The sequence below is a fragment of the Bacillus cereus genome (assembly GCF_002577405.1).
In the GTDB taxonomy this organism is placed as follows: domain Bacteria; phylum Bacillota; class Bacilli; order Bacillales; family Bacillaceae_G; genus Bacillus_A; species Bacillus_A cereus_AU.
The window spans coordinates 424,153-449,312 of sequence record NZ_NULR01000001.1 but is presented as its reverse complement, the minus strand read 5'-3'; the positions used below and the strand labels follow the sequence as shown (position 1 = coordinate 449,312).

Below are 25,160 nucleotides of genomic sequence, written 5' to 3'. Positions count from 1 at the left end.
TTTGATTTAAAGTATTGCATTTTCATTTTTAAATACATTTAACGATTTAGGTATATCAAATACAACTAATTCTAAATTAATACCTCTATTATATAAGAAATATTTTGCGTGCTCATCGTTATCTGTATTTCATCTTAAACTTTGGTAGAAGAGAAGAAGGAATTTAACAGTCAGTGGAGGATGTGAACCCCCACAATGATTTGATTTTCACATTTTCATATTTTCTCAAGAATTTTTGACAATCTCTTGAACTGTGCGAAATGTCACATCTGTATTTTACAACCTCTCTTATAGTAAGGGTATGTAAGAGAGACGTATTAAAGGAGTGAACAGTATGAAGAAGAAACCTTCAGCACTAATGAGACGTTTAAAATATTTTTCACCAATAGATCGTTATAACGATAATCATACACAAGAAACATATGAAGATCGTGAATGGGAAGATGTGTACAGAAAGCGTTGGCAGCATGATAAAGTAATTCGTTCTACACACGGTGTGAACTGTACTGGTTCATGCAGTTGGAATATTTATGTGAAAGATGGAATTGTAACATGGGAAGGACAGGAGCTTAACTACCCAACAACAGGTCCTGATATGCCTGATTTTGAACCACGAGGCTGTCCGCGTGGGGCGAGTTTTTCTTGGTACATTTATAGTCCACTTCGTGTGAAATATCCGTATGTACGTGGTGTTCTTTGGAGTATGTGGCAAGAGGAACTACAAAATCACAAGTCACCACTAGATGCTTGGAAAAGCATTGTGGAAAACCCTGAAAAAGCACGTAAGTATAAGCAGGCACGTGGTAAAGGGGGATTCATTCGTGCGAATTGGGATGAAGTATTACAACTCGTTTCTGCTTCATTACTTTACACAGTAATTAAATACGGTCCAGACCGAAATGTTGGTTTTTCACCAATTCCAGCTATGTCGATGTTAAGTCATGCAGCAGGTAGCCGTTTTATGCAACTTATGGGTGGGCCAATGCTTAGCTTCTACGATTGGTACGCAGATTTACCACCAGCTTCTCCGCAAATTTGGGGTGATCAAACAGATGTACCAGAAAGTAGTGACTGGTATAACTCTGGATACATTATGACATGGGGTTCAAATGTACCGATGACGAGAACACCAGATGCTCACTTTTTAGCTGAGGTTCGATATAAAGGAACGAAAGTTGTTTCTGTGAGTCCTGACTTCGCTGAGTCTACAAAGTTTGCGGATGATTGGATTAGTGTGAAACAAGGTACAGACGGTGCACTTGCGATGGCAATGGGGCACGTAATCTTACAAGAGTTTTACGTAGATAATCAAGTGGAATATTTCACAAAGTATGCGAAGCAATATACTGATTTTCCTTTCTTTGTCACATTGAAACAAAAAGGAGATCAATTCGTTGCGGATCGATTTTTAAATGCTTCTGATATCGGACGTGAAACACAGTTAGGAGAATGGAAGCCTGTTCTTTGGAACGAGAACACGAATGATTTTGCAACACCTCACGGCACAATGGGGTCACGTTGGGATAACGAAAAGAAATGGAACTTACGTTTAGAAGATGAACAAACAGGTGAAAAGATTGATCCACGTCTTTCTTTACTTGGAATGGAAGATGCTGTTGGAACAGTACAAATTCCGTACTTTTCTGATGATGGAAATACAATATTAGAACGTACAATTCCAGTGAAAAAAGTTATGACAGAAGAAGGCGAAGTGTTCGTTACAACTGTATACGACTTAACATTAGCAAATTACGGCGTGAACCGAGGGCTTGGGGGACAAGAACCGAAAGATTTCAATGATGACGTACCGTTTACACCTGCCTGGCAAGAGAAAATGACGGGAGTGAAGCGAGAGCTTATTATTCAAATTGCTCGTGAGTTCGCACAAAATGCTGTTGATACAAATGGTCGTTCGATGATTATTGTCGGAGCCGGTATTAACCATTGGTTTAACTCTGATACGATTTATCGCGCAGTATTAAATCTTGTTCTTCTCGTTGGAGCACAAGGTGTAAATGGCGGCGGTTGGGCGCATTATGTTGGTCAAGAAAAATTACGACCAGCAGAAGGCTGGCAAACAATCGCGATGGCAAAAGATTGGCAAGGGCCACCAAAATTACAAAACGGTACATCTTTCTTCTATTTCGTAACAGATCAATGGCGCTATGAAGATACACCTGTCGGGCATTTAGCATCACCAATTGAAGGTAACTCTCGTTATCAACATCACGGTGATTACAACGTATTAGCGGCACGACTTGGCTGGTTGCCTTCATATCCAACATTCGAGAAAAATGGAATTGAATTATATAAAGAGGCTGTTGCTGCCGGTGCAACAACGCAAGAAGAAATCGGAAAATACGTTGCACAAAAATTAAAAGAAAAAGAACTGAAATTTGCGATTGAAGATCCTGATAATAAAAACAACTTCCCGCGCAACTTATTCGTATGGCGTGCAAATTTAATTTCAAGTTCCGGTAAAGGTCACGAATATTTCTTAAAACATTTATTAGGTACAACAAACGGATTAATGAATGACGATAGCGATTCATTACGACCAGAAGAAATTAAGTGGCATGAAGAAGCTCCAGAAGGGAAGTTAGATTTACTCATTAATTTAGATTTCCGTATGGCTGGAACAGCGCTTTATTCTGATATCGTCTTACCTGCTTCAACTTGGTATGAAAAGCACGATTTAAGTAGTACAGATATGCATCCATTTGTGCATCCATTTAATCCAGCAATCGGTTCACCGTGGGAAGCACGCTCTGACTGGGATATTTTCACCGCTCTTTCTAAAGCTGTGTCAGATTTAGCGAAGAAAATCAATCTTGAGCCAATGAAAGAAGTTGTTGCAACGCCACTTCTTCACGATACACCGCAAGAATTAGCGCAACCACTTGGTAAGATTAAAGATTGGAGCAAAGGTGAGTGTGAACCAATCCCAGGTAAAACGATGCCACAAATTCATGTTGTCGAAAGGGATTATAAAACGATTTATGACAAAATGACTGCGCTAGGACCAAATACCGGAAAGCAACCGATTGGTACGAAAGGGATTTCTTGGTCTGCAGAAAAAGAATATGAGCAATTAAAGAGTCGATTAGGAGTTGTACGAACGGATTCTATTGCGAAAGGGTGCCCAGATATAAAAGAAGCAATTAATGCTGCTGAGGCGGTATTAACACTTTCTTCTACAACTAACGGTCATATGGCTGTAAAAGCATGGGAAGCACTTGAAAAACAAACAGATTTAAAACTACGTGATTTAGCAGAAGAACGTGAAGAAGAATGCTTCACATTTGAACAAATTACCGCACAGCCGAAAACGGTAATTACTTCTCCTGCTTTTACGGGTTCTGAAAAAGGTGGACGTCGTTACTCACCATTCACAACAAATGTTGAACGTCTTATCCCTTGGAGAACGATAACTGGTCGACAATCTTTCTACTTAGACCATGACATGATGAAAGAATTTGGTGAAACGATGGCAACATTTAAACCAATTCTGCAACATAAACCGTTCCGTAAATCACGGCCCGAAGTAGAAGGGAAAGAGATTACACTAAACTATTTAACACCGCATAATAAGTGGTCGATTCATAGTATGTATTTCGATTCATTACCGATGTTAACGCTGTTTAGAGGTGGTCCAACTGTTTGGATGAATAAAGAGGACGCTGCAGAAGCTGGCGTTGCAGATAATGATTGGATCGAGTGCTTTAACCGTAACGGTGTTGTTGTAGCGCGCGCTGTTGTAACGCACCGTATACCGAGAGGAATGGCATTTATGCACCATGCGCAAGATCGCCACATTAACGTACCTGGTACGAAATTAACAAGTAACCGAGGGGGAACGCATAATAGTCCAACTCGAATTCACGTGAAACCAACACATATGATTGGTGGATATGGTCAATTAAGTTATGGATTTAACTATTATGGTCCGACTGGAAACCAGCGCGACTTAAACGTTGTAATTCGCAAACTGAAGGAGGTAGATTGGCTTGAAGATTAAAGCGCAAGTCGGAATGGTAATGAACCTAGATAAATGCATCGGCTGTCATACTTGTAGCGTAACATGCAAAAACACCTGGACAAATCGTCCAGGTGCCGAATATATGTACTTCAATAACGTAGAAACGAAACCTGGAATTGGTTATCCGAAACAATGGGAAGATCAGGAGAAATACAAAGGTGGCTGGGAATTGAAAAATGGTGAAATTCAGCTGAAATCCGGTTCGAAAATGAAGCGTCTTATGAATATTTTCCACAATCCAGATCAACCAACAATTGATGATTACTTTGAACCTTGGAACTATGATTATGAAACGTTAACGAATAGTCCGCAGCGTAAGCATCAGCCAGTTGCTCGTCCGAAATCAGCAATTACAGGCGAATTTATCGACAAAATTGAATGGGGTCCAAACTGGGAAGATGATTTAGCTGGTGGACATATAACAGGATTACAAGATCCGAACGTAAAGAAAATGGAAGAAGAAATTAAAACGGATTTTGAAAATGTCTTTATGATGTATTTACCACGTATATGCGAACATTGTATGAATCCATCTTGCGTATCTTCTTGTCCATCTGGTGCGATGTATAAACGTGAAGAAGATGGGATTGTACTTGTGGATCAAAATGCATGTCGTGCATGGAGATTCTGCGTATCTTCTTGTCCATATAAAAAAGTGTATTTTAACTGGCAAACGAATAAAGCTGAAAAATGCACAATGTGTTTCCCACGTATTGAAGCTGGTATGCCAACAATTTGTTCTGAAACATGTGTAGGACGTATTCGATATATTGGGGTAATGCTATATGACGCTGACAAAGTAAAAGAAGCGGCTTCTGTTGAAAATGAAAAAGATTTATATGAATCTCAGCTTACAGTTTTCCTAGATCCAAATGATCCAGAAGTAGCAGCGGAAGCGAAAAAACAAGGGATTCCTGAAGAATGGATTAAAGCGGCACAAGAGTCGCCAATCTATAAAATGATTATCGATTGGAAAATCGCTCTACCTCTTCATCCAGAGTACCGTACAATGCCAATGGTTTGGTATATCCCGCCGCTTAGCCCAATTATGAATATGGTGGAAGGAAAAGGAAGTAACTGGCAAGCAGAAGCGATTTTCCCTGCTATCGATAATATGCGTATTCCAATTCAATATTTAGCGAATTTACTCACTGCAGGAGATGAATCACATATTCGTCTTACATTGAAAAAAATGGCTGTCATGCGAACACATATGAGAGCACTGCAAATTAATAAAGAACCAAATGAAGCAGTATTAAAAGAAATTGGTTTAACGAAACAGGATGTAGAAGATATGTATCGTCTTCTTGCTATCGCAAAATATAAAGATCGCTTCGTTATCCCGACGTCTCACCGCGAACAAGTTGCAGATTTATATAACGAACAAGGAAGCTGTGGCCTTTCCTTCACAGGTGGTCCAGGCTCTTGTATGACGATTTCTTAAATAAAGGGGGCAGAAAATTATGAAAGAAAGTTTACAAACTGCTTTTTCTTGTTCTTCTTTTCTTCTCTCCTACCCTGAACTAGGGTGGAGAGAAGCTGTAACAGAATTACAAGAAGAGATTGAAGCGATTGAACAGGAAGAAGTTAAAACTTCACTTACAGAATTTATAAAACAAGCGCTAGATAAAACGAACGATCAACTTATTGATAGTTACGTATATACATTTGATTTTGGTAAAAAGACTAATATGTATTTAACGTATATGAACACCGGTGAACAAAGAGAAAGAGGTATTGAATTACTAGAGTTAAAACAGCATTATAAAAAATCTGGTTTTGAAGTAACGGATAAAGAACTACCAGATTATTTACCACTATTACTCGAGTTTTTTGCAAATGCAAATGAGCAAGATAGTGAACCAATTATGAGTAAATACAAGGAAAATATACAAGCATTACACGTTCAATTAAAAGACGCAAATAGTATGTATGAACCAATTCTTGCAGCGGTTCTCCTCGCTATCGATACATGGGGTGTACAGACAAATTAGAAAGGAGAGTTGTCAAAATGATGGATCAATTTCTATGGGTGTTGTTTCCCTATATCATTTTTGCAATTTTTATCGGTGGACATATTTTCAGATACAACTATGATCAATTTGGATGGACATCAAAATCTAGTGAACTATTAGAGAAGAAAATGCTCCGAATCGGAAGTCTGTTATTCCACTTTGGGATCATGTTCGTCATTGGTGGTCATGTTATGGGGATTTTAATTCCGGAGTCCGTATACCGTTCAATAGGTATTACAGAGCATATGTATCATATAGTAGCAATTAGTTTCGGACTTCCGGCAGGTGTTGCTTCTATTATCGGTTTAATTATATTAACGTACCGCCGCTTCACAGTAAAACGTATCATTGCAACGAGTACAACGGGAGATTATATTGCGCTTATTTTATTACTTATCGTTATGCTGGCAGGACTTTCCTCAACGTTTTTAAATATCGACTCAAAAGGGTTTGATTATCGTACAACGATTGGTCCTTGGTTCCGAAGTCTCTTTATTTTCCAACCGAAAGTTGAATATATGATGGAAGTACCTGTTTGGTTTAAATTTCATATTATTGCAGCGATGGGACTTTTCGCAGTATGGCCATTTACAAGACTTGTACATGTATTTAGTGCCCCAATTAAATATTTAAGTCGCAGTTATGTAATTTACAGAAGACGTATTCCTAATGAATTGAAAAAATAATTCCGCTGTAAACGAATAAGAGCTAGCAACTAACATGAAACGAGGTCTAATGGAAGGCCTCGTCTTTTTATATAGGAGATAATTGTGTCTATGAAAAAAGAGTAGCATCTATATTAGATGCTACTCAATGCTACAAATAGAGGCAGAGCAATCTTCACAAGCAATTTCACATTTTAAAAATTGTAAATCATGGATTGTGATTTTTCCTTTATGAATAGAAATTGTACCTTGCTTTTTTAATTCATTTAACATCCGATTTACACTTTCGCGTGAAGTTGCACAAAAATTAGCAAGTTCTTGATTCGTTAATGGTAAATCGATGAGAATCCCGTTTTCCTTTAGTACACCATAACTATTTGTCATTCGAATAAGAGTAGAATACAGGGCACCTTTTTTGCCGTGTAATACTAAATCTCGGAACTTCGTTTGCATTCTTCTTAAATGTTCACTAATCCATTTCATAAATTCAAATACAAGCGCTGGCTTTTGGAGTAATGCTTTTTCTAAGGTTTCACGCTTTATTACTCCTACTTCAACATCTTCAAGGCATTTTGAATTTAATAAATACTTCGCATTGTCCGTGAACAATGTTAGTTCGCCGATAATATCGTATGCCGAACAAATACGGAGTGTTAATTCTTGTCCATCAGCACTTAGTTTACTAATTTGTACTTTCCCTGAGTGGATGATATAGAGTTCTTTTGCTTCCATACCTTCTTGAAAAATAAAACTTCCTTTTTTAATCTGCATTTTATATTCAACAGATGCAAGTAATTCCTTTAAGTCTTGAGATAATGTCATACTGTTTGCCACAGCAATCACCTTTCTTCTAATAAGCAATATATCTCCTATTTTGAATGTAAGTATGATGAAAATGCAAGAGATATTTTTGGAAAAAAGTGAAATTTCAATGACCGTATGGAATAGGGCTGGAGATGTGAACAAAATTCGAACGGATTCGTGAAGAATTTTTGAATGGGGAAAGTAATGTGAGAAAAGTCACATTGAATATGTAGCTTCTTTTTTATAATGAAAGCAAATACAAAATATGAAACTTACTAAGGATTTGAGTAGAAAAGAAGGGATATAGATGTACGAGAATATGAGAGATTCGTTAGAGCGGCCACTTCAAGATTTACGTATTTCAGTTATTGATCGTTGTAATTTTAGGTGCACATACTGTATGCCGGCTGAAGTGTTTGGACCTGATTACGCTTTTTTACAGGAAGAGTTTTTATTAACGTTCGATGAAATAGAAAGATTAGCGAAATTATTTATAAGTATGGGAGTCAATAAAATTAGGCTTACTGGTGGCGAACCTTTATTGCGTAAAGATTTACCGAAGTTAATTGCAAGGCTTGCAAAGCTAGACGGTTTAACGGATATTGGACTCACAACAAACGGTATTCATTTAGCAAAACAAGCAAAGCTATTAAAAGAAGCGGGATTAAAACGTGTAAATATTAGTTTAGATGCGATAGAGGATCATGTCTTCCAAAAAATTAATGGACGAAGTGTAAGCACAAAACCTGTATTGAAAGGAATTGAAGCAGCGAAGGCAGTTGGACTAGAAGTAAAAGTAAATATGGTTGTAAAAAAAGGGATGAATGATAGTCAAATTCTTTTTATGGCTCGTTATTTTAAAGAACAAGAAATTCAGCTCCGTTTTATCGAGTTTATGGATGTGGGCAGTACGAACGGATGGAACTTTGAACAAGTCATTACGAAAGAACAATTAATAGAGAAAATTAATCGTGTATATCCGATGGAGCCTGTTAAGCCTCGTTACTTTGGAGAAGTGGCGAAAGTGTATCGATATGTAGGGAGCAATGCAGAAGTTGGATTTATTACTTCTGTTTCTGAGTCATTTTGTTCTTCTTGTACGAGAGCGCGCATTTCGGCAGACGGTAAGTTTTTTACGTGCCTATTTGGAACGAAAGGAACGGATTTGCGAACGCTTCTTCGAGAAAATATTTCTGACGCATCACTATTAAAAATTTTACAACATACATGGCGATATAGAACAGATCGTTATTCAGATGAAAGAACGGCGGAAAGTACAAATAAGCGTCCAAAAGTTGAAATGTCTTACATTGGAGGATAGTGAAAGGAGGACTCCCTATGCAAGAGCGATATTCAAGGCAAATATTGTTTTCTGAAATTGGTGAAATGGGGCAAAGAAAAATAAGAGAAAAGCATGTGCTACTAATCGGTGCGGGTGCACTAGGAGCTGCGAATGCAGAAGCGCTCGTTAGGATGGGAATTGGGAAATTGACAATTGCTGACCGTGACTACGTCGAATGGAGCAATTTACAGCGGCAACAGTTATATACAGAAGAAGATGCACAGCGGTGCAAGCCAAAAGCAATTGCAGCGGCAGAACATTTAAAAAAGATTAATTCTGAAGTAGAAATTGTACCTGTTGTAGAGGATGTTACAATGCAAGAAATGGAAGAGTTAACAAAAGAAGTGGATCTCATATTAGATGCGACTGACAACTTTGATACGCGCCTACTTATAAATGACATTTCACAAAAAGAAAATATACCTTGGATATACGGTGGTTGCATTGGAAGTTACGGTGTAACGTATACAATTCTTCCGGGGAAAACACCGTGTTTTCGCTGCCTAATGAATCATCCTACGAACGGTGCAACATGCGATACAGCAGGAATTATTCAGCCAGCTGTACAGATGGTTGTTGTTAACCAAGTAACAGAAGCGATGAAAATATTGGTGGATGACTATCAGTCGCTAAGAGGAACAATGTTATCATTTGATATTTGGGACAATCAATATCTCTCATTAAAAGTAAATAGGCAGAAGAAAAGTACATGTCCATCTTGTGGAAATGTACGCACGTACCCAAGTTTAACATTTGAATCACAGATGAAAACTGAAGTGTTATGCGGGCGGAATACCGTTCAAGTCCGTCCAGGAATAGAGAAAACTCTTAATTTAGAAGAAATACAAAAGCGCTTACAAAAAAGCTTGAATGTCAAAAAAACACCATATTTACTATCGTTTCTTGTTGATGAATATCGTTTTGTTTTATTTACAGACGGTAGGGCATTTATTCATGGGACAAATGATATGAAAATAGCAAAACGATTATATACAAAATATATAGGATGAGCATAAAGAAGGTTTCTTCTAATCAAAACGAGGTGAAAAAGAATGTTAGAAAAACGTATACCAATTTCAGTGGCAGAAGCAGTTGCACGTGTAATGGAATATGCTCATCAGGGTGAAACGGAAAAATTTTCTCTTATAGACAGTTACGGAAGAATCCTTGGAGAAGATGTTGTTGCAGATCATGACGTCCCGCATTTTGATCGCTCTCCGTACGATGGATTTGCGATTCGAGCAGAAGATACAAAAGAAGCAAGTAGCAGTAATCCAATTCAGTTCGAAGTGATTGGTGAAATCGGAGCAGGTTTTGTTTTTACAAAAGAAGTGAAAGCATTTCAAGCTGTACGTATTATGACAGGAGCCGCAATTCCAGCAGGTTGTAATGCTGTTGTTATGTTAGAACTAACGGAAGGGTTTGAAGAAAACGAAAAGACTTATATGAAATTAAAACGCTCTTTTGCTTCCGGGGATAATATTTCTTTTAAAGGAGAAGATGTAAAACGAAATACCGTCCTTGTGAAAAAAGGGACTGTTATTAATCCTGGAGTTGCAGCACTTCTTGCTACGTTTGGTTATAGTTCCGTACATGTTGTAAAACAGCCGATTATTGGAATTGTAACGACAGGAAGTGAACTGCTTGAAGTACATGAACAACTGAAAGAAGGAAAGATTCGAAATAGTAACTCCTATATGATCGCTGCTCAAATTGAACGAGCCGGCGGAGTTGTACAATATTACGGACAATTCGCTGACGATTTTGAGACGTGTTATAACACTGTAAAAAAAGCGATAAAAGAAGTTGATATATTAATTACAACTGGTGGCGTTTCAGTAGGAGACTATGACTATTTACCTGCTATTTATGAGAGATTACAAGCTAATGTACTTTTCAACAAAATTGCGATGCGACCAGGAAGTGTGACAACTGTAGCTGAGTTAGAGGGAAAACTATTATTTGGTCTATCTGGTAATCCTTCCGCTTGTTATGTAGGTTGTGAATTATATGTTCGGCCAGTCATTCAAACATGTTTGCATATGAAAGATCCACACATTTATCGTGCGGAAGCAATTTTACAGAAAGACTTTCCGAAAGCAAATCCGTTTACTCGCTTTGTAAGAGGGAGAGTAGAAATTGTAGATGACCAATTGCAAGTTATACCAGTCGGTTTAGATAAATCTAGCGCAATTTCTTCACTTGCAGAAGCGAATGCAATTATCGTCCTACCAGGGGGGACGAGAGGATTTGAAGCAGGAATAACTGTTTCGGTATTATTATTGGAATCGAACATGGGAAGTGAGTGGCCATGGAAAGAACCATTTCGATCATACAAGTAATAGAAAAATAGGTTGCTAACTTATACAAAGATAAGAGGTGCAAGATGACACAAATGTATTATGAAGTAATGGATACACCTATTTCAATCGAAGAAGTTACAAACAAAGTAATTCGTCGCGAGTGTGGTGCGGTTACTACTTTCATTGGTACTGTCAGAGAATTTACGAAAGGACGTCGCACGCTTTATTTAGAGTATGTAGCATATAAAACAATGGCGGAAAAACAGCTTGAGAAAATTGGTGCCGAAGTAGAAGAGAAGTGGCCTGGGACATATGTGGCAATTACACATCGCATTGGTACATTACAAATTTCTGATTTGGCTGTTGTTGTCGCTGTTGCTACACCACATCGGAAAGCAGCTTATGAAGCGAATGAGTATATTATGGAACGCATAAAACAAGTTGTTCCGATTTGGAAGAAAGAGTTTTGGGAAGATGGTGAGTCATGGATAGGTGATCAGTTAGAGAAAATAGCATATGCAAATGGTGAGCCTGGAAAGGGGATGAGAATATGATTGAAGTACTATTATTTGCACATTTACAAGAAGAAGCAAGTAAGCCAGCATTACATATAGATTGTGAAAATATTACAGTTGCTGAACTAAGGGAAGTTCTTATTAAGAAATACAACGTAGCGTTTTCAAGTGAGATAATGGTTGCTATAAATGAAGAGTATGCAAATGAGGATGACATCATTCAAACTGATGATGTCGTAGCAATGATTCCGCCAGTAAGTGGTGGTTGATTCTTTTCAGCCTAATCATGTAAGGACGTGATTAGGCTGGAGGGAATGAATATAACTATGTATACATAGGAGGGAACAGGATGAAAAGTCCTAATTTTCAATTAAGTTTACAAACTTCCAATCTAGTTATCGGTTTTATGGTGTGGGTTATTTTATCATCATTAATGCCCTATATTAAAGTTGATATCCCATTAACTGCGGGACAAATTTCTATGGTAACAGCAGTACCGGTTATATTAGGTTCTGTTCTTCGCATTCCGATTGGTTATTGGACAAATCGTTTCGGAGCAAGAAAATTATTCTTTATTAGTTTTATTCTATTATTATTTCCCGTCTTTTATATTAGTGTTGCCGATTCAATGATGGATTTAATTATTGGTGGTTTATTCGTCGGAATCGGTGGGGCGGTATTCTCAGTAGGGGTAACTTCTTTACCAAAATACTTTCCGAAAGAGAGTCATGGTTTTGTAAATGGTATTTACGGTGTTGGTAACGCGGGGACAGCAATTACTTCATTTTTAGCACCTGTAATTGCGACATCAGTTGGCTGGAGAACGACAGTACAGTGTTATTTAGTTTTACTTGCAGCGTTTGCACTTATGAACTTTTTATTAGGCGATCGTAAGGAGAAAAAGGTGAATACACCATTAATGGAACAAATAAAAGGTGTATATAAAAATGAAAAACTTTGGTTTTTATGTATCTTTTACTTTTTAACATTCGGATCATTTGTCGCATTTACAGTATACTTACCAAACTTTTTAGTATCTCACTTCGGATTAGAGAAAGTAGATGCAGGTATGCGGACAGCCGGGTTCATCATACTCGCAACAATTATGCGTCCGATTGGTGGTTGGCTCGGTGATAAGTTTAATCCATTTAAAATATTAATCTTCGTATTTATCGGATTAACACTTTCAGGTATTATATTATCATTTATGCCTAGCATGAACGTGTATACATTTGGTTGTCTACTAGTCGCATTTTGTGCAGGGATTGGAAATGGTACAATCTTTAAACTCGTTCCAATGTATTTCTCAGAACAAGCTGGTATTGTAAATGGACTCGTTTCAGCTTTAGGCGGACTAGGCGGATTCTTCCCGCCGCTAATTTTAACATTACTATTCCAACTAACAGGTCATTATGCAATTGGATTTATGGCATTATCAGAAGTCGCACTTGCTTGTTTAATTATTACCGTGTGGATGTATAGTCAAGAGAAGTTGTTAGTGATGTTAAAGAATCATTAATAGGGAAAGAGGGTGTCTAGTAGAGGCATCCTTTTTCTATTTGAACAAAAGAGAATGAATTATTTACAACAATCCAATGCAAAAGAATCTGTAAAATTTTTTGATGACTATGAACAAGCGCTAATTTGGTTGAATGAATATCCGATATAAAACCTTTATTGACCAGATGCTCTCAATCAACTGGTCTTTTTATACCCGTAATGTTGCCGTTGTCATTGTCATAAAATCCACTTGCTTATAAGATTCCAACACCATTGTTTTTCTTCGTAGATTTTTGTCCAATTGCTTGTGCAATTCTAAAAAAGAAACTAAAACAAAAAGAACAAACGCCTCTAAAAACGTTTGTCCAAAGTTATTTACTATTTTAGCTAAGAAATAGATTACAATTTGTGAGTATGAGAAAGTCTTTTTATAAGTGTAGGAAGGATAGAAGTTAATTCTTGCTTCAAACGCTTCGTAAACGATGGATCCTTACCTGAAGTTGAAATCGTTACAACATATTCACCATTGCGTATGACACCGGGTGTGTGAAACGATGATTCTGTACCATCACTTACAACGTTAACCCATTGAAAATCATGGGAGGCCTGTTTGACCATCATATTTACATCATGTTGATTTGTAGCTGCATAAATAAGGTGAGCATCTTTAATATCATCATTACTAAAAGTTTTTTGCTTCCAAGTAATATAAGGAAGTTCCTTCATTTCCTCGCAAATTTCTGGGCTGACAACGGTGACAAAAGCGCCTGTATTTTTTAATCCAGACGCTTTTCGATATGCAATTTTACCTCCACCAACTATAACAACCATTTTTTTATTTAGATTAAACATAAGAGGGTACATGTTATACATACACACATTCCTCCATTCTTTCTAATAATGTTAATTTCATATATGTATCAAACTGAAGGCAGTTACAAGTCGTAACGTGATCATATTTTTTTGTATGCGACTTAATTTTTTGAAGCAACAATCCGGTAAAGAGAAGGTACGGCATGACGTATACATGAGACGCAGTCGATGTTATAGTCTTGAGCTCAGCAGTAAAAGAGGGCGTTCCTTTCGTTAAAAAGGAGCACGATACTGACATACCGAGTTTTCGTTCGACAGCTGCTCCGATTTGTTGTAATTCATGTATCGGCTGTGGATCACTACTGCCTCGTCCTACGAGTAAAATACTACTACCTTGCATTGGCATAGCTTCACGTATTCTTTTCACTACAACTTCCACCATATTTGGATGTGTACTAAAAGGTGGTACAACTGAAAATGTGATATGTGGATATTTCTTTTGCATTTTCTCTATCTCAAAAGGTATATCACGTTTATAGTGAGCTGCTGCAAATAATAAAACAGGTACAATCATTATTTCGGTTGCGCCCTCTAGTATTGTTTCTGTAACTGCATCTGAAATAGTAGGTGTTGTTAGTTCCAGAAAAGCTATTTTTTGAATTCTTTCGTTACGTTCTTTCATAACAGATTGAATAAAGTGAATGAATTGATTGTTACCTTCTTGGAGCCGGCTCCCGTGTCCAACATATACAATTCCTTTCATTGTCTCACCATGTCTTTCTTCATAATAATTTCTTGTAATGAATGATCTACGTTATGAAATCCGACTTTATTTGCATATTGTAAAGTTGAAACGTCGGTATACGAGAATGGGAGAGTAAGAATATCGATAAAACCAAGTCGTTTTATTTCTGATAGAAATGTATCGATGGAAGCACGTCCTTCAAATACAATGCTATCCCATGAAAATTCAGAAAGCATACGAGAATGAATTTCATCGAAGCGATGATCAATTGTATACTCATGAGTCATCGTGTAGGATCCTACACCAATTTTTTCTTGAATAAAAGCAATGCGGTTAATATTCCGGCCTAAATAAACAGTTGTATCGGAAGAGAACTTTGCTTGTTTACTTAAGAGTCCGTATTGCATCAGCTTTTCTTGAGTGGCACCGTTCATATACTGTAGTTCGGCTTGTAAGGAACGAATATCTTTATCGTGCTTACTACATGACTGCATCAAGATTTCTACACTTTCAGCTGAACAAAATACAAGACGATTAACGTTAAAAATTTCATTGATTTGTTCAGGTGTTAAAGTGTATTCTTCCTTTTTGAAAGTTGGAATTTGATATATTTCTGCACCGGATTCTTGTAATTTTTGCTTCATTAAACTTGTTTTATTTGTTGCGGATGCAAATAAAACTTTTTTACCATGTAATGGTTTACGTTCTTTCCAAGCGATTTGATTACGTAAGGAAACGACATCACCAACAATTGTCATTGCTGGATTAGAAATATTTTCGTTTTTCACGATAGGAACAATGGTTGAAAGTGTTCCTGTGACAACGCGCTGTTTACCAGTTGTACCCCATTCAATGACTGCTACTGGCGTATCGTCTTTTTTTCCTGCTTGTAGTAAGTTTTCGCAAATTGTAGGTAAGTTTTTTATACCCATGTAGTAGGCGATTGTGTCGCTATTGTGGGATGAATTATATTTTCCATAATCGGCTAAAGGACCTTTTGCATGCCCAGTTAGTAAAGTGACGCTATTACTATAGTTACGGTGGGTGAGGGGGATACCTGCATAGCTACTAGCGGCGATGCTAGATGTAATGCCTGGTACAATTTCATATGGAATGTTCGCTGTTGCTAAAGTTTCTGCTTCTTCACCAACACGGCCAAAAATAGATGGATCTCCGCCCTTTAATCGAACAACGATTTTTCCTTCTTTCGCAAATTGAAGAAGGTGGGCGTTAATCATTTCTTGTCGCATAATATGATTCTTTGGCATTTTTCCGCAATAAATAAGTTCACATGTTTCTTTTGTATAACTAAGAAAGAAAGGGTTTAATAAACGGTCATATAAAACGATATCTGCACGCTTTAAACAATCTATCGCTTTCTTTGTAATAAGCCCTTCATCACCTGGTCCTGCACCAACTAAATATACATATCCGTTCATAATCGCACCTCATCTATTTTTATTTAAAAGGAAGCCAGAGGAGGCTTCCTTTTGTAAATTACATGTATATATAAATGTCACCATCAATAACTTCTATTTCGTATGTTTGAATACAGCCGTCATCAGGCTTTTGAACTTCACCTGTTAGTAATGAGATTTTCCAATCATGCAGCGGACAAAAGACGAATTCTCCAGATACAATTCCTTCTGCTAACGGTCCGTTTTTATGAGGACAACGATTTTCTACAGCTCGAATATCGCCATTTGAAAGACGGAATAGAGCGATAGACATACCTTTCATTTGCACCTCTTTACCGATTTGTATAGGAAGGTCTTCTGCACGCATAACTTTTATTTTTTCTTTCGTTTGTATCATTTAGATCACAGCTCCTTATTTCACAGTTTCTACTTCATACATCGCTTTTAATGACTTCGTTTCTAATGCTTGTCCCCATGCTTCGGTATAAGTGCTACGAGCTGTTTGGAAGCGTGCATTTAGTCTAGTAACCATACTTGCATCTTGTAGTATTTTTTTTATGTGATCGAAGCCTAAACGTTCTGTCCAGTAGGCAGTACGCTCTCCGTAAATACCAGTTTCACGATAATATTGCATGTAAGCTGTAGCGATGCGAAGGACATCAACTTCAGTAGGGACAATCATTACAAAATCAGCTTCGCGTACCTCTGTACCACCATTTCCGCCAATATAAAGCTGGTATCCATTTTCGACACAAATAACGCCAAAATCTTTCGTCAGTACTTCCGCACAGTTACGCGGACAGCCCGTTACACCCATCTTCATTTTATGAGGTGTATCTACCATTTCTAATGATTGTTCAAGTAACATACCAAGTCCTAATGAATCTTTCGTACCGAAACGGCAGAAGCGAGAACCAACACATGATTTTACATTACGAAGCGATTTTGAATACGCATATCCCGAAGTCATATTTAAGTCAGCCCATACGTTAGGTAAATCTTGTTTCTTAACACCATATAAGCCGATTCGGCTCGCACCTGTAATTTTCACAAGAGGAACATCGTACTTTTTCGCAACTTCAGCAATTTTCATTAAATCATCTGCTGTTGTAACGCCTCCGTACATACGTGGAATAACAGAGAATGTACCATCGTGCTGGATGTTACCATTCATTCTTTCATTAACGAAACGGGACGCTTTATCGTCTTCATATTCTTCTGGAATCGCCATACGTAAATAGTAGTTCAAAGCAGGACGACATTTCGAACAGCCATCTTCATGTACAAAACCAAGAACATTTCGTACTTCTTTTGGAGATTTTAAACCTTTCTCGTGAATGGCCGCTACGACTTCATCACGTGATAAACTTGTACATCCGCACATACCAGCAGACTGCGCAGAAGCATCAAAAGCATCTCCGAGTGTATGAGATAAAACTTGTTCTACAAGTGGACGACATTTACCACAAGATCCTGCGGCTTTCGTGCATCCTTTTACCTCTTCAAAAGTAGTTAACTCTTGCTCTAAAATGGCATGAACGATTGTACCTTTCGTAACACCATTACATCCACAAATCGTGTCATCCGCACTCATTGTAGCAACGTCAAGTTCACTTTCTTCACCAGCTTTGTGAAGAAGGGAAGCGGTTGTATATTCTTGTATATCTTCTTCTTTCTTTAACATGCTAAAGAGTCGTGGACCATCAGCAGTATCCCCGTATAAAACGATACCAACGACTTTATTGTCACGAATTAATACTTTTTTATAGGAACGTTTACATTCATCAAAGATTGATATTGCTTTCGTTTGATCATCTTTATAAATTTGGCCAGCAGAGAATAAATCACAACCAGCAACTTTTAATTGCGTGCCAACAATACTGCCCGTGTATCCATTCGTTTGTAAATCCGTTATATGTTTCGCTAATATTGTGCCTTGTTCATAGAGAGGGGCAACAAGCCCATATGCGATACCATCATGTTCTGCACATTCGCCAACTGCATAAATGGATTCATCATTTGTTAGCATATAGTCATTGACTACAATGCCGCGATTGACAAGTAAACCAGCATCTCTTGCTATTTGCGTATTGGGGCGTATTCCGACAGCCATTACGATTAAATCACAATCTACAACTTCACCATCTTCAAATTGAATGCCCTCAACATGTTCTGTACCAAGAATTTTTACAGTTTTCTTTTCCATTAGAAACTTCATGCCTTGTGTTTCTAAATCTTCACGCAGAAGAGAAGCTGCTTTCGTATCTAGTTGTTGCTCCATTAAGCTAGGCATTAAATGAACAACATGTACGTCCATTCCTAAGTCAATAAGACCTCTTGCGGCTTCTAAACCAAGTAACCCACCACCAATGACAACGGCCTTTTTCTTTTCCTTAGCGGTATCAATCATAAACTGTGTATCTTCAATAGTTCGAAATCCTGTTACACCAGAAAGAGTGGAACCTTCAACAGGTAAAATAAAAGCGCTAGAACCTGTTGCGACAATGAGTTTGTCATATGTAAGAGTACGATTCTTTTCTGTGATAATGATTTTTTCTTCTCGGTTAATACTCTGAACTCTTTCATCTGTATACAAGGTTATTTCGTTTTCCTCATACCAACTGTATTCATTCATAATGATATCTTGCATATTTGTTTTTCCTTGTAAAACATGAGAGAGCATAATGCGATTGTAGTTTGGATGTGGTTCATCTCCCAAAATAGTAATCTCATATAAATCACTATCATGTTTTAATATTTCTTCCATACAGCGTATGCCCGCCATACCATTTCCGATCATAACTAAACGTTTTTTCATTTTCATTTCCCCTTTTTATGTGAAATGTTGAACAAAGGATTGTATGTCTATTATAAAAAATCAAAATAGAGGGAGATGTGATATTTATCACATCTTTATAATGGTTCACAAATTGTTTAAATTCGGATGTATGTGAAGGGGGAAGTGAAAGAGATATTTGGGTATATGGGTAGAGAGATTAGGGGGAGTGTAATTATTTTTCATAAATGTAAAAGCAGGACATGAGTATTTTTACTCATGTCCTGCGCTATATTTATGCTCGTGTAATTGCACGAGGAAATAAAATATTATTTTCTAAATGAATATGCTCAAATAAATCAGATTCTAAAGCTTCAAGGCGTTGGTAAACAAGGCGATAAGTACCGCAAGCTCCTTCTGGAGGAGTAAAGTCATTTGTCACTTTACGAAGTTCTTTAATAATATTGCCGGCGTGATTGTGTTCATTTTCCAACTCATCTACTACTTTACGTAATTTTGCATAGTTTTCATCAGTTGGATTTTGTTCGAATTCTAAAATTAATGGGAAATCTTCCGTTTCTTCTTTAATTAAATGTTGTTCTAGTTCCATCTTAAGTTCATGAAATAGCGTATGAATTTGAGCTAAATGAGGCTGATTTGCCCCGTGGACGCGTAATACTTTTGTCACATAAGGACTTAATTGCGGCAACTCTTCATTTAAATAACGATGATGCTTATTTATAACATAATCAATCAATTCGCGATAAGAAGCATTTTTCCAATCAATTTCGGATTCGTTTAATAGTTTCGTTTTATGATAAAGCGTATTTAACTCTGTAATTACCTCTGATGCTAATAATTTTCTTTCATTAATTGCATCAATAAGTGGTTTATTACCACCACAACAAAAGTCTATTCTATATGATTTAAAAAGATCACTAGCTTTCGGAAATTGTGTAACAATCTCACCGACAATAGAAGTTTCAGTAAATGTATGTTCCATATGAATGCCTCCATAAAGTTTATTGTGATAACTAAACCAAGAATAGCAATATATTAAAATGAGTGTGGTGATATAAATCACTTATTATGTGACATTTTTTAGAATAATAATATGAAAGCTATTGAAGAACACATCTGAAAAAGGGGAAGAGATAGTGAATATAAGACGTTACAGTAAAAAAAGAAGCTACGTATAAAAGGTTATGAATAAGAGACCTTTTATACGTAGCTTTTTATAGTAGAGAAATGTATTGAGAAAATTTTTATGCGCTTACTGAGAAAAGGAATGAGTAAATGATGAGAGAATAACATTTCATAAGAAAGGACAGTTACTATTTATTGTATTTACAAAAATAAACTAGAGTAAAATTAGTGCTTCCTTTCAAAAAAGGGGGAATGTTAATGAGGATTTTGCAAAGGTGTATGATACTATTTCTCGCATTTATTATTATGGCTCCATTGGTTGTTAGTACGAAAGTAGAGGCGGAGGGAGTAAAAGAGCTTAAAACTGGATTTCCTGATCAAGAAGTATTTACACCTGGAGAATGGTTTTTAGGTCAAAAGCCAACTAATTATGATGAGAGTAAGCCTCCAATCCTTTTTGTACAAGGAAGGAATGGTAATGCCGATAGTTGGTATGGAAAGACAGTGTATCACGATATAAATGATATGTATGACTATGCGCTGAAAGCAGGTTATCAAACAGCATTTATACAATTATATGATGCTGCAGGGAAAGGATCGGCTAGTCAGTGGGACAACGGAAAATTACTAGCACAAAAACTAGAAGAAATGTATAATCATTTCGGTAAAAAAGTAAATATTGTAGCGCATAGTAAAGGTGGTATCGATACACAAGCAGCACTAGTTGGATATGGAGCGAATCGATTTGTTGGAAATGTTATAACACTCGCTACCCCGCATTACGGATCGAATTTAGCAGATTTATCATACAGCTGGTGGGCAGGATGGCTTGCTTCTATATTAGGCCAAAAAGATGATGGTACTTATTCGTTACAAATAGGAGAAATGGCAAAATTTCGTTCAACAATAGATAACAATCCAGCAGTTAAATTAAACCGTTACTATACAGCTACTGGGACAAGCTGGGGACCAGTATTTTCTGCGTTATCTATGGGCGGGCTATATTTGTCATCGTACGGTTCCAATGATGGACTGGTAAATGAATGGAGTGCTAGGTTACCGTATGGAACTCATTTATTTACAGATTCTAGATTTGATCATGACAATATACGCAAAGGGTCAGCCGTTTTCGCACGAATCGAACCATATTTACGTACTGCAAATGTAGGCGTGCCAGCTTTAGTAGCACCGAATTATAGTTCTGATGAAAAGGTAGAACAATTAAATACAACTTCTAATCAAAATCTTATAGGAGGGGAATTACCGCAAAATCAGTGGATAGAACAAAATGTTGCGGTTGATAAAAAAGCAGAGGGGATTGTCTCAGTATTAACTGCTTCTTCGGATGTAGAAGTACAGATGATTTCTCCAAAAGGAAAAGTGTATACAAACAAAGATAGCGCTATAACTACTGGTGAAGGTGAATCTTTCTTCAATGGGGCGACAATTAGAACTTTTAAATTTGATAAAATGGAAGCAGGAGAATGGAAAGTTAAAATGATGGCGAAGCAGTCAAAAGATGCATACTTAGTTGTGAGCGATTACAAAAATAATGCACCATTTGTTCTTCAAATGCCATCAAAAATAAAAGCAAATAAATCAGAGTATAAACTTAAAAAATCACCTGCCGCACCTGAAATGAAAGGTGATATTACAGTAACAGTAAGAGTCGTTAATAAAGAAGGGGAGTTAGTATCTGAATTTAATGAATCACAAAATGTTAATACAAATACATTTACAGGTGCTCTAAAAGGTATAAAGCAACCAGGAGTATATAACGTTACGATGGATATAAAAGGGATGAATAAAGAAGGACAACCTTATAATCGTACGATTGTTAAGTCAGTTTATGTGGAGAAATAAGAAAGAATGATTAGGCTTTGATATAAAAAGTACCGAACTTTTGAAGTAGAAGGGTTCGGTACTTTTTCGTATTTATTAGATTAGTAGAAAAGTGAAATGAGAGTTTACGTTTTATAAGAGAGACGATAGAAATCGAAGAAAAACGTTATTCAATAAAAAAAGATGCTGAAAAAGCATCTGAATGTGAAGGTGATTATTAACTTAGTTTTGTAACTGTTAATTCAACTGAATTTATACCATTATCACAAGTTACAATACTTTGGTGATTAAAACCACTATTATTTCTAAGCTGAAGAGTTGAATTAGCTGGTACTGTAACAATCGTTTCGCCAACTAGTTGAAGGCATTCATTATTTGGTGAAGTTTTCATTTGAAAAGCGAAATCACCTGCAGCTGCAATAATGTTTTCGTTTAAGCGAATTTCTTCCATGTGAATATTTGTATATCGGATTATTAAGTGTTTGTTTTTTATTTACGTAGTTGGGCAGGAAGAAGACGAAAAGTATCGAATGAATGTACTTATATAACATTGTTTGCTTTTGGTTTGAATAGTAGTTAAAGATACGTTAAAAGATTTTAAGCTGTAACAAAAGAGGGATTAAATAATAGAGGGAGCAACTTACATGGAAAATATATTAAAGGTATCTTCAAAATCAAGTCCAAATTCAGTCGCAGGTGCAATAGCAGGTGTACTAAGAGCAAGTGGCAATGTGGAGATCCAAGTGATTGGGGCTGGTTCTTTAAATCAAGCAATTAAAGCAATTGCGATTGCAAGAGGGTTTGTCGCACCAAGTGGTATTGACTTGGCTTTTGTTCCAGCATTTCAAGAGATTTCTATCAATAATCAAGAAAGAACAGCAATCAAATTAATTGTAGGTCCTAGAAAGAGAAGGTCTTAATAGCGAGCATCAATATAAGGGAATTTGAAAAGGCCGATAGAAATCGGCCTTTTCCTTTTTTATTTATAATTAACCATTTTTATCGTATTGTATAACTCAAAATAGAAATCCTTATAAAATTAAGAATATGAAAGAGTTCAGCGATTAAGACAGTCACACAAAATATAAGGCATAGATAAATAAATTATTATATGAAATTTATTTTTAATATAAAAAGTGCATAAATGCTTGTTTAACAGTCATTCGTGGCACTTTTGTATTATACAAAATATAAAAGGTCAGAACTGCTCATTCTTCTCCCAAGATTCAACGATATAGGCTTATAAACCTTGATATATCAAGGTTTATAAGCTTTGTTTTTTATCGATGCTCACATTTTGCTCACATTAGAATTTTTCACTTTTTATTTGATATTTTCATAAGGTTTTATTACATTCTCAAAATTTTCTGCGGCTTGTTGCTGCATGTTTTGTGTAATATGGCTATATTTGTCTAAAGTCATTTGAATAGAAGAGTGTCCTAAGCGATCCTGTACAATTTTAGGATGCTCACCAGCTTGGAGCATAAGTGTTGCATGTGTGTGCCTTAAGTCGTGAATACGAATTCGTGGAACACCAGCTTTTTTATAATGGTCTTTCAAAAAACGATGAGGAGCATCTATATGTAAGGGAGAATGAATTGTATTGCCAGCGAAAATATAGGCCTCCTCATTCAAGGAAATACCCCAGCGGAAAAACTCTTTCTTTTTATAAAGGTAGTATGCTTGTAACTCTGTTACAACAAAGGAAGAGATACTAATACTTCTATTAGAAGATTTAGTTTTAGTAGCAGCTTTAAATAGTCCTTCTTCAGTTTTTACAAGTGATTTATTAACTAGGATACGTTTATTATCAAAGTCAATATCCTTCCATGTTAGTGCAAGTAACTCGCCACGTCTCATACCCGTATAGATCGCGAGTAAAAAGAACATATAGTACTTTTTATTTTTTTCTTTTAAATAGTGAAGGAATCGATTACATTCCTCACTGGACCATGTTTGCATCTCACCTTGCTCTTCACGTGGCTTTTTTACTTTATTCATTATATTATCGTGTAGGATTTCCCATTCTACAGCATGTTTGAATATGCACCTGAAGCAGCGATGGATATTGCTGATTGTACCATTTGACAGGCCTTTTTCTTTAAGTTCAGCATAATAGCTTTGAATCATTACAGGTTTAATACTTTTAATTTTTTTATAACCAAATGTGGGAAGGATATAAAGTCTGACTAGGCTCATGTCTTTTTCATAAGATGTTATTTTTAATTCAGCTTTACGAATAGGCTTTAATTTTTCCCAGATATCTAACACGTTTAATTGTTTATCATCAAAATACATTCCTTTTTCTATCTCTGTAATCATAGTTGCAGCAGCATTTTGAGCTTCTTTTTTAGTTCTAAATCCACTTTTACTTTTTTGTTTTCTTTTGCCTGTCAATGGATCTATACCAACATCTATTGTAAATGACCATTTTTCTCCACGTTTATGGAAATAGCCTTTCATATATAATGCCTCCTGTATTTTACTTAAACAAATTACAGTATTGAGATATTTCTTGCTGTAATTTACTAGCGAGTAACTGATTTTCATAATGTAAAAGTCTTTTTTCAGCGAACTGAAGTGTAACATTGAATTTTTCGGCGATAATATATGCCTTTAATTGCTGAGGAGATAGCTTTCTTAACATAAAAGTAGGTACACAAAATTGTTGTGCAAAGTTTTTAGCTTTTGCTTCCTGGTAATCTAAAAACATTTGATGCATTACTAATTGATTACCAGAATGTAATAAGAGGTGACAAATCTCATGACCAAAGTCTTCCCATTGCTCTGGTTGAGAAATACGATTATCAATTACTATATTTGTTAGTTGGTTTTTTTCCATTGCATGACTTCCAAAAGGAGCAAAATATAGCCAAATATTTAACTTTTTCGCAATTTCTATCATATCCATTTGTTCGGGAACAATAATAGATATGGATTGGTACAAGTGCTGGATATAGTCCTCAAGTTGTGTAGTGTAGTAGGGATGTGCTTGAAACAAAATATTTTTCACTCCATTCAAAAATTGTAAGAACGTACGTTCTTATTTTATAATAAAAAAGTAAAATTTGGAAGGTTTGATTTATGAATTAATTTGACTCAAATAACTAAAGGAGTGTGGTTTCTATAGGAAAATAAGAGGTAGTAAAAAAGTGTCACATAGTTCGAGTAGTAGTGGGATTAATAAATACTAGAAAAGAATTCGACTAATATAGAAGCAGGTATAATTTAAATTAA

At 36.4% G+C, this 25,160-nt stretch carries 21 protein-coding genes and 2 pseudogenes; 13 read left to right on the top strand and 10 right to left on the bottom strand.

The genetic code is table 11. From position 1 onward, the window contains the following. Positions 1–334 precede the first annotated feature (334 nt). Genes COC96_RS02330 through narI form a run of 4 tightly spaced genes read left to right on the top strand, consistent with a single transcriptional unit; the run spans position 335 to position 6,740 of the window. Positions 335–4,018, top strand: coding sequence for a nitrate reductase subunit alpha (locus COC96_RS02330; RefSeq protein ID WP_098768228.1), 3,684 nt, complete (start codon positions 335–337; stop codon positions 4,016–4,018). Further along, positions 4,008–5,483: a nitrate reductase subunit beta gene (gene narH, locus COC96_RS02325; protein ID WP_098768227.1), complete on the top strand. Its 1,476-nt coding sequence runs from the start codon at positions 4,008–4,010 to the stop codon at positions 5,481–5,483. Before COC96_RS02330 ends, narH begins: the two co-directional genes overlap by 11 nt. A 19-nt stretch (positions 5,484–5,502) precedes the next feature. Then, entirely contained in the window at positions 5,503–6,033 is a 531-nt protein-coding gene (gene narJ / locus COC96_RS02320) for a nitrate reductase molybdenum cofactor assembly chaperone (RefSeq protein ID WP_098768226.1), read from the top strand. Positions 6,034–6,050: 17 nt separating this feature from the next. After that, positions 6,051–6,740, top strand: coding sequence for a respiratory nitrate reductase subunit gamma (narI, locus tag COC96_RS02315; RefSeq protein ID WP_098768225.1), 690 nt, complete (start codon positions 6,051–6,053; stop codon positions 6,738–6,740). Between the two features lie 120 nt (positions 6,741–6,860). On the opposite strand, the gene COC96_RS02310 is transcribed toward narI, so the two are convergent. Further along, positions 6,861–7,553, bottom strand: a complete 693-nt coding sequence (locus COC96_RS02310) for a Crp/Fnr family transcriptional regulator (protein WP_098768284.1) — start codon at positions 7,551–7,553, stop codon at positions 6,861–6,863. A gap of 277 nt (positions 7,554–7,830) precedes the next feature. On the opposite strand from COC96_RS02310, the gene moaA reads away from it, so the two are divergent. The 7 genes and pseudogenes from moaA to COC96_RS02275 form a co-directional block, all read left to right on the top strand. Beyond that, the gene (gene moaA / locus COC96_RS02305; RefSeq protein WP_098768224.1) at positions 7,831–8,844 is read left to right on the top strand and encodes a GTP 3',8-cyclase MoaA; all 1,014 of its coding nucleotides are present in this window, start codon (positions 7,831–7,833) and stop codon (positions 8,842–8,844) included. 17 nt (positions 8,845–8,861) lie between these two features. Next, the gene (locus tag COC96_RS02300; protein ID WP_098768223.1) at positions 8,862–9,875 is read left to right on the top strand and encodes a molybdopterin-synthase adenylyltransferase MoeB; all 1,014 of its coding nucleotides are present in this window, start codon (positions 8,862–8,864) and stop codon (positions 9,873–9,875) included. Positions 9,876–9,917: 42 nt separating this feature from the next. Next, entirely contained in the window at positions 9,918–11,207 is a 1,290-nt protein-coding gene (locus tag COC96_RS02295) for a molybdopterin molybdotransferase MoeA (protein ID WP_098768222.1), read from the top strand. Between the two features lie 44 nt (positions 11,208–11,251). Further along, positions 11,252–11,722 carry a molybdenum cofactor biosynthesis protein MoaE gene (locus COC96_RS02290; protein ID WP_098768221.1) on the top strand — a complete coding sequence of 157 codons (471 nt, stop codon included), beginning with the start codon at positions 11,252–11,254 and terminating at the stop codon, positions 11,720–11,722. Then, complete coding sequence (gene moaD, locus COC96_RS02285) at positions 11,719–11,952, top strand: molybdopterin converting factor subunit 1 (protein WP_098768220.1); 234 nt, start codon at positions 11,719–11,721, stop codon at positions 11,950–11,952. Before COC96_RS02290 ends, moaD begins: the two co-directional genes overlap by 4 nt. An 80-nt stretch (positions 11,953–12,032) precedes the next feature. Then, entirely contained in the window at positions 12,033–13,202 is a 1,170-nt protein-coding gene (narK, locus tag COC96_RS02280) for a nitrate transporter NarK (RefSeq protein ID WP_098768219.1), read from the top strand. Between the two features lie 15 nt (positions 13,203–13,217). Continuing rightward, positions 13,218–13,352, top strand: a pseudogene (locus COC96_RS02275) (STAS/SEC14 domain-containing protein); the annotation flags it as partial. Between the two features lie 230 nt (positions 13,353–13,582). On the opposite strand, the gene COC96_RS02270 reads toward COC96_RS02275, so the two are convergent. The 6 genes from COC96_RS02270 to ric form a co-directional block, all read right to left on the bottom strand. Continuing rightward, complete coding sequence (locus COC96_RS02270) at positions 13,583–14,056, bottom strand: precorrin-2 dehydrogenase (protein WP_098768218.1); 474 nt, start codon at positions 14,054–14,056, stop codon at positions 13,583–13,585. Then, on the bottom strand, positions 14,049–14,759 hold the full coding sequence (locus COC96_RS02265) for a sirohydrochlorin chelatase (protein WP_098768217.1): 711 nt from the start codon (positions 14,757–14,759) through the stop codon (positions 14,049–14,051). Before COC96_RS02265 ends, COC96_RS02270 begins: the two co-directional genes overlap by 8 nt. After that, on the bottom strand, positions 14,756–16,180 hold the full coding sequence (locus tag COC96_RS02260) for a uroporphyrin-III C-methyltransferase (RefSeq protein ID WP_098768216.1): 1,425 nt from the start codon (positions 16,178–16,180) through the stop codon (positions 14,756–14,758). Before COC96_RS02260 ends, COC96_RS02265 begins: the two co-directional genes overlap by 4 nt. 58 nt (positions 16,181–16,238) lie before the next feature. Then, complete coding sequence (gene nirD, locus COC96_RS02255) at positions 16,239–16,556, bottom strand: nitrite reductase small subunit NirD (protein WP_098768215.1); 318 nt, start codon at positions 16,554–16,556, stop codon at positions 16,239–16,241. A 15-nt stretch (positions 16,557–16,571) separates the two neighbouring features. Next, on the bottom strand, positions 16,572–18,977 hold the full coding sequence (nirB, locus tag COC96_RS02250) for an NADPH-nitrite reductase large subunit (protein ID WP_098768214.1): 2,406 nt from the start codon (positions 18,975–18,977) through the stop codon (positions 16,572–16,574). A 253-nt stretch (positions 18,978–19,230) separates the two neighbouring features. Then, a complete protein-coding gene (ric, locus tag COC96_RS02245) occupies positions 19,231–19,938 on the bottom strand; it encodes an iron-sulfur cluster repair di-iron protein (RefSeq protein WP_098768213.1) in 708 nt (235 codons plus the stop codon). A gap of 401 nt (positions 19,939–20,339) precedes the next feature. Between ric and COC96_RS02240 the strand changes: the two genes are divergently transcribed. Further along, complete coding sequence (locus COC96_RS02240) at positions 20,340–21,944, top strand: lipase family alpha/beta hydrolase (protein ID WP_098768212.1); 1,605 nt, start codon at positions 20,340–20,342, stop codon at positions 21,942–21,944. Positions 21,945–22,140: 196 nt separating this feature from the next. Here the strand turns inward: COC96_RS02240 and COC96_RS02235 are convergent. Beyond that, a pseudogene (locus tag COC96_RS02235) lies at positions 22,141–22,365 on the bottom strand (preprotein translocase); the annotation flags it as partial. Between the two features lie 202 nt (positions 22,366–22,567). Here COC96_RS02235 and COC96_RS02230 point away from each other — a divergent pair. Further along, on the top strand, positions 22,568–22,843 hold the full coding sequence (locus COC96_RS02230; RefSeq protein ID WP_097903204.1) for a stage V sporulation protein S: 276 nt from the start codon (positions 22,568–22,570) through the stop codon (positions 22,841–22,843). Between the two features lie 403 nt (positions 22,844–23,246). Here the strand turns inward: COC96_RS02230 and COC96_RS02225 are convergent, their stop codons facing one another. Both COC96_RS02225 and COC96_RS02220 read right to left on the bottom strand, forming a co-directional pair. Next, positions 23,247–24,386: a site-specific integrase gene (locus COC96_RS02225; protein ID WP_098768211.1), complete on the bottom strand. Its 1,140-nt coding sequence runs from the start codon at positions 24,384–24,386 to the stop codon at positions 23,247–23,249. Positions 24,387–24,405: 19 nt separating this feature from the next. Continuing rightward, positions 24,406–24,924 (bottom strand): ImmA/IrrE family metallo-endopeptidase, encoded by a 519-nt coding sequence (locus tag COC96_RS02220; protein WP_098768210.1) that lies wholly within the window; start codon positions 24,922–24,924, stop codon positions 24,406–24,408. Positions 24,925–25,160: the final 236 nt, after the last annotated feature.